We start from the raw sequence: 6,096 nt of genomic DNA on the forward strand, positions 1-6,096 counted from the left end.
GTCTGCACCAGGGCGAAGGCTTCGTAGCCGTCGGCGACGCCGTCGACGATGAACTGGCCGGCGCGGCCCTTGGGCAGGCCGATGGAAGGAATGAGGCTCATTCGTTTTTCAAAATGTCATGGTCCGGCGCGACGCCATGATTTTCCGCAGCACCGCGCAATCGATATCGGGCGGAACCGGGTGCTCGCCGGTGACCATCGGCAGGAAATCGGTGTCGGAAATTTCGAGAAGCCTCTCATATTGGTCGATTTCATCGCCGGTCAAGGCGCCGATCTCGGCGTCGGCAAAGGAGCCGAGGATCAGGTCCATCTCCCGCATGCCGCGATGCCAGGAGCGGAACAGCAGCTTGCGGCGGCGGGCATCCAACCCCTCGCTTGATCGCTGTGTTCCGGTCATGGCACGCTATCCTTGTTCGAAGCGGCGCATATAGCGTGGATAGAGACCGGTGTCAGCCTTGCGCTGCCGCTGTCGCGACATAAGCTGACACGATGCGTCCCAGCATCCTCGATCCGTTGTTCGTCCCGATCACTTCGCTCGCCGGCGTCGGCCCGAAGGTCGGCTTGCTGATCGAACGTGTCGTGCCGGCCGATCTCGGCGATCGCGCCGCGCGCGCTGCCGATCTTCTGTTCTTGTTGCCCAACAGCGTGATCGACCGCCGAAATCGGCCCGGCATCGCCCTGTCGGCCGAGGGCCAGATCGTCACGCTCGAAGTGCGGGTCGACCGCCACCAGCCGCCGCCGCGCGGCAACAGGTCGGTGCCGTACCGCGTCTATGCCCATGACGACACCGGCGAGGTCGCGCTGACCTTCTTCCATGCCCACGCCGCCTATCTGCAGAAGATGCTTCCCGAAGGCGAGCGAGTGGTAATCTCCGGCCGCATGGAGTGGTTCAATGGCCGCCCGACCATGGTCCATCCGGACCATATCGCGCCAATCGACGAGGCCGAGGGCCTGCCGCTGGTCGAGCCGGTCTACCCACTCACCGCCGGCCTGTCGGCCAAGGTGCTGCGCCGCGCCATCGGACAGGCGCTGGGCCGCCTGCCGGAACTGCCGGAATGGCAGGACGACGCCTTCATGCGCCGCCATACCTTTCCGTCCTTCTGCGATGCGCTCGCCCGCATCCATTATCCCAAGGACCCGATCGACGTTGCCATCGAGGGATCGGCCTGGCGCCGGCTTGCCTATGACGAGCTGCTGGCCGGCCAGGTGTCGCTGGCGCTGGTGCGGGCCAGAATCCGCCGCCTCTCGGGCCGGCCACTCGTCGGCGACGACCGCATCGTCGAGAAGCTGCGCGCCGCGCTGCCCTACAGGCTCACCCCCAGCCAGGAATTCGCGCTCGGCGAGATCAACGCCGATCTCGCCGATCCCGAACGCATGCTGCGCCTGCTGCAAGGCGATGTCGGCTCCGGCAAGACGGTAGTGGCGCTGCTCGCCATGGCGCGCGCCGTCGAGGCCGGCGGCCAGGCGGCGCTGATGGCGCCGACCGAAATCCTGGCGCGCCAGCATCTGGCGACCATCGCGCCACTGGCCGAGAAAGTCGGCTTGCGCCTCGCCATCCTCACCGGGCGCGAGAAGGGTCGCGAGCGCACTGAGACGCTTGCAGGCCTTGCCAGCGGCACGATCGACATCGTCGTCGGCACGCATGCGCTGTTCCAGGAAACGGTGACATTCCACGACCTTGTGCTGGCAGTCATCGACGAGCAGCATCGGTTCGGCGTCCACCAGCGCCTGGCCATCACCGCCAAGGGCGATGCGCCCGACATGCTGGTGATGACGGCCACACCCATCCCGCGCACGCTTGTGCTGACCGCCTTCGGCGACATGGATGTCTCGAAACTCACCGAGAAACCGGCCGGTCGGCAGCCGATCCGCACCGTCACCTTGCCGATGGAGCGGCTGGATGAACTGGTGGGCCGCATGCTTGATGCCGTCGCCGATGGCCAGAAAATCTATTGGATCTGCCCGCTGGTCGAGGAATCCGAGGAAATGAAACTAATGTCGGCGGAGGATCGCTTTGCTTCGCTGAAACCGCTGTTCGGCGGCCGGATAGGCCTTGTGCATGGCCGCATGAAAGGCGCGGAGAAGGACGAGGCGATGCGCGCCTTCAAGGACGGTGAGACACGCATCCTGATCGCCACCACCGTCATCGAAGTCGGCGTCGACGTGCCTGATGCGACCATCATGGTGATCGAACATGCGGAGCGCTTCGGCCTTGCGCAGTTGCACCAGTTGCGCGGCCGCGTCGGACGCGGCGACAAGCCCTCCTCCTGCGTGCTGCTCTACAAGGACCCGCTCGGCGAGACTGCAAAGCGCCGGTTGTCGGTGATGCGCGAGACGGAGGACGGCTTCAAGATCGCCGAGGAAGATCTGAAACTGCGCGGCGAAGGCGAATTGCTGGGCACGCGCCAATCCGGCACGCCTGGCTTCCAGGTGGCGCGCCTCGAATTCCATGCCGACCTGCTGGAAGCGGCTCGCGACGACGCGCGGCTGATCCTGTCGCGCGACCCGGAACTGCAGTCCGAACGCGGCGAGGCGCTGCGCCTGTTGCTTTACCTGTTCGGTCGCGACGAGGCGGTACGGCTGCTGCGCGCCGGCTGAGCGCCAAGCGGCGGGTTGGCGAGACCACCTTCGACGGGTTCGCCATTCAGCGTCACCAGCTTTGCCTTGACTTCAGGAGCCACCATGCCTGCCGAGACGATCAGCTTGGCGCCGTCCTCGATCGACATGTCGAGCAGCACGATCTCGGATTTGTGCACATACATCAGGAAACCGGTGGTCGGGTTGGGCGTGCAGGGCATGAACACCGCGATCAGCGGATCGCCTTCCTGGTCGAGCTTCTGGTTGATCTCGGTTTCCTTCTCGCTGGCGACGAAAACCAGCGACCAGACACCCTTGCGCGGATACTCGACCAGCCCGACCTGGCGGAACATGTCGCCCTTGTTCGACAGCACGGTCTCGAAAATCTGCTTCAGAGAGCCATAGATGCCGCGCACCAGCGGCATGCGGCCAAGCAGCCGCTCGCCGAAATTGACGATGGCGCGGCCGACGATGTTGGCGGTCAGGAAACCGATCAGCGTGATCAGCACGAGCGCCACGATCAGCCCGAAGCCCGGAACCGGGAACGGCAGGTAGGTGTCGGGATTGTAGCGGCCCGGAATGTAGGGCTTCACCCAGGAATCGACCCAGCCGATGAGCGACCAGGCGATATAGGCCGTGATCGCCAGCGGCGCGCAGACGACGAACCCCGTCAGGAAGTAATTCCTCAGCCGGGTCATGCCAGAGGTCTTCAGGGCGTCGGACATGGGGCTCACCGCGGCGCATGTTGCAGCGCAGAGATTAGTGAACCGCGAGCCGGTTTGGAACTACGAAGTTTTTAAAGAATGCCAGCTACGCTGCTGCGTCCAAAGGCACGATCTTCTCGAGTTCCGACGCTATTTTTTTCGCCTCGGTCTCCAATTCGTAAGCCTTCTGGAAATTCATCCAGAACTCAGGCGTGGTGTTGAAAAACCTGGCGAGACGAAGCGCAGTATCCGGGGTAAGATCAACCTCTTCCTTGATGATTCGCTCGATCCGCGTGCGCGGAAGGTTCAGCTTCTTCGCCAGCGCGCCAGCGCTCATGCCGAGGCACCAGATACTCCTCGCGCAGGAATTCTCCGGGGTGAACAGGGCGTGCAAACTTGAGCATAGCTCAGTATCCTCAAAGGGTTAGGGCGAGTGCCCTTCTCCAGACATGTATCATGCAATGATACAAAGAAACCAGAGCTCCCCGTATTCCAAACGGAAGCTGCTTCGGTTCACGATTAGCCGAAACCTTCTTTCCTTCGTCATCCACGGGCGAAGCAAGGAGCGAAGCGACGCGCGCAGACCCGAGGATCCATTCCGTGACGTTAGCCGGAGGGTGCAACCCATCAGAATAGGCATCTGATCATCCAACCGTTATTCTTCGTGCATGACAGGCTATGTCTACATGACTGCGAGCAAGAAGCGCGGGACCATCTACACCGGTGTCACAAACGACCTCAGCCGTAGGATGCCGGAGCACAGGTCCGGCGGAGGCTCGCGCTTTACCGGGCGTTACGGCGTGCAGCGTCTGGTCTGGTACGAGGAATATTTCGACATCCGCGACGCGATCCAGCGCGAAAAATCGCTGAAACGCTGGCCGCGCCAATGGAAAATCGAACTGATCGAGAAGACCAATCCGGAGTGGTTCGAGCTCTTCCGTGGCATCGGGTGGTAGCGCCAAATTCTGGACGGCTCGATCCGCTCAAACGTCACGGAATGGATCCTCGGGTCTGCGCAGGAGCTTCGCTCCTGCTCCGCCCGTGGATGACGAAAGACGGCCGCTGGCCGTCGCACTTCGAAGTGCCAACCGACGAAGCCATAACGCAATCCACGACCTGCCGGTAGTGGCGACTGCTATTCCACCGTCACCGACTTCGCCAGATTGCGCGGCTGGTCGACGTCGGTGCCCATGAACACGGCGGTGAAATAGGCGAGCATCTGGATCGGCAGCGCGTAGATGATCGGCGAAATGATCTCCGGCACCTCGGGCAGGATGATCGTCTCCATCGTCTTGATGCCGGCCTGCGCCGCGCCCTTGGCGTCGGTGATCAGGATGATCTTGCCGCCGCGTGCCGCCACTTCCTGCATGTTCGACACGGTCTTTTCGAAGATGCGGTCATGCGGCGCGATGACGATCACCGGCATGTTCTCGTCGATCAGCGCGATCGGCCCGTGCTTGAGCTCGCCGCCGGCATAGCCCTCGGCGTGGATGTATGAGATTTCCTTGAGCTTTAGCGCGCCTTCCATGGCCAGCGGGAAATTGGTGTCGCGGCCGAGATAGAGCACATCCTTGTAGCGCGACAGCTCGCGCGAGATGCGCTCGATCTGCTCGTCGAGCTTCAGCACCTGGGTGGCGAAACGCGGCGCTTCGGAAAGCTCGCGCACGAGCTGCTTTTCCTGATCGGGCGAGATCGTGCCGCGCGCCACTCCCGCGCGGACCGCAAGCGCAGCCAAGACGGACAGCTGGCAGGTGAAAGCCTTGGTCGAGGCGACGCCGATCTCCGGGCCGGCAAGCGTCGGCAGCACGACGTCGGATTCGCGCGCCATGGTCGATTCCCGCACATTGACGACGGCGCCGATTTTCATGCCGGCCTGGCGGCAATAGCGCAGCGAGGCAAGCGTGTCGGCGGTCTCGCCCGACTGCGAGATGAAGAAGGCCGCGTCATTGGCCGAAAGCGGCATTTCGCGGTAGCGGAACTCGGAAGCGACATCGATATCGATGGGCAATCGCGCATAGCGCTCGAACCAGTATTTCGAGATCAGCCCGGCGAGATAGGCGGTGCCGCAGGCCGAAAGCGCCAGCCGGCCGATCCTGGCGAAGTCGAACGGCAGGTCGAGCGGCTTCGACCGACCGGAAACGAAATCGACGTAATGCGCCAGCGTGTGCGAGATCACCTCCGGCTGCTCATGGATTTCCTTTTCCATGAAATGCCGGCGGTTGCCCTTGTCGACCATGAAGCTGGTCGACAGCGACTGCTGGCGCTTGCGGTCGACCTTGCTGCCGTCGATGTCGTAGATGGTCACGCCTTCGCGGCGCACGACTGCCCAGTCGCCGTCCTCCAGATAGGTGATCGAGTTGGTGAAGGGCGCCAGCGCTATCGCATCGGAGCCCAAAAACATCTCGCCATCGCCATGGCCAACAGCCAGAGGCGGACCGTTGCGGGCGCCGACGATCAGGTCCTCGTCGCCCTGGAACATGATCGCCAGCGCGAACGCGCCGGACAGCCGCTTCAGCGCCGCATGCGCGGCCTCCACCGGCTTCAGCCCTTTGGCTAGCTCGCGCGCCACCAGATGCGCCACGACTTCGGTGTCGGTCTGCGAGGCGAAGCTGTAGCCGTCCCGGGTGAGCTCGTCGCGCAGCTCGGCGAAATTCTCGATGATGCCATTGTGGACGATGGCCACGCCGTTGGAAAAATGCGGATGCGCGTTGGTCTCGTTGGGCACGCCGTGCGTCGCCCAGCGCGTGTGGCCGATGCCGATCGTGCCGTCGAGCGGCTCGTCCTTCAGTCGCCGCTCGCGGGTGATGAGCTTGCCT

Annotated in this window: 5 protein-coding genes and 1 pseudogene; 2 read left to right on the forward strand and 4 right to left on the reverse strand. The window is 63.3% G+C overall.

From position 1 onward, the window contains the following. Nucleotides 1–108 precede the first annotated feature (108 nt). Nucleotides 109–396, reverse strand: a complete 288-nt coding sequence (locus EOA23_RS30220; RefSeq protein ID WP_127306816.1) for a succinate dehydrogenase assembly factor 2 — start codon at nucleotides 394–396, stop codon at nucleotides 109–111. A 92-nt stretch (nucleotides 397–488) separates the two neighbouring features. On the opposite strand from EOA23_RS30220, the gene recG reads away from it, so the two are divergent. Further along, entirely contained in the window at nucleotides 489–2,597 is a 2,109-nt protein-coding gene (recG, locus tag EOA23_RS30225) for an ATP-dependent DNA helicase RecG (protein WP_127306817.1), read from the forward strand. On the opposite strand, the gene EOA23_RS30230 is transcribed toward recG, so the two are convergent. Beyond that, entirely contained in the window at nucleotides 2,549–3,301 is a 753-nt protein-coding gene (locus EOA23_RS30230; protein ID WP_127306818.1) for a DUF502 domain-containing protein, read from the reverse strand. The genes recG and EOA23_RS30230 overlap by 49 nt on opposite strands. A gap of 85 nt (nucleotides 3,302–3,386) precedes the next feature. Continuing rightward, nucleotides 3,387–3,684 (reverse strand): annotated as a pseudogene (locus tag EOA23_RS30235) (HigA family addiction module antitoxin). Nucleotides 3,685–3,948: 264 nt separating this feature from the next. Between EOA23_RS30235 and EOA23_RS30240 the strand changes: the two are divergent. Beyond that, a complete protein-coding gene (locus EOA23_RS30240; RefSeq protein ID WP_127306819.1) occupies nucleotides 3,949–4,236 on the forward strand; it encodes a GIY-YIG nuclease family protein in 288 nt (95 codons plus the stop codon). A gap of 179 nt (nucleotides 4,237–4,415) precedes the next feature. On the opposite strand, the gene glmS is transcribed toward EOA23_RS30240, so the two are convergent. After that, on the reverse strand, nucleotides 4,416–6,096 hold a 1,681-nt coding region (gene glmS, locus EOA23_RS30245; RefSeq protein WP_127306820.1), incomplete at its 5' end, for a glutamine--fructose-6-phosphate transaminase (isomerizing).

It is taken from the genome of Mesorhizobium sp. M2A.F.Ca.ET.042.01.1.1, from assembly GCF_003997405.1.
Taxonomy (GTDB): Bacteria; Pseudomonadota; Alphaproteobacteria; order Rhizobiales; family Rhizobiaceae; genus Mesorhizobium.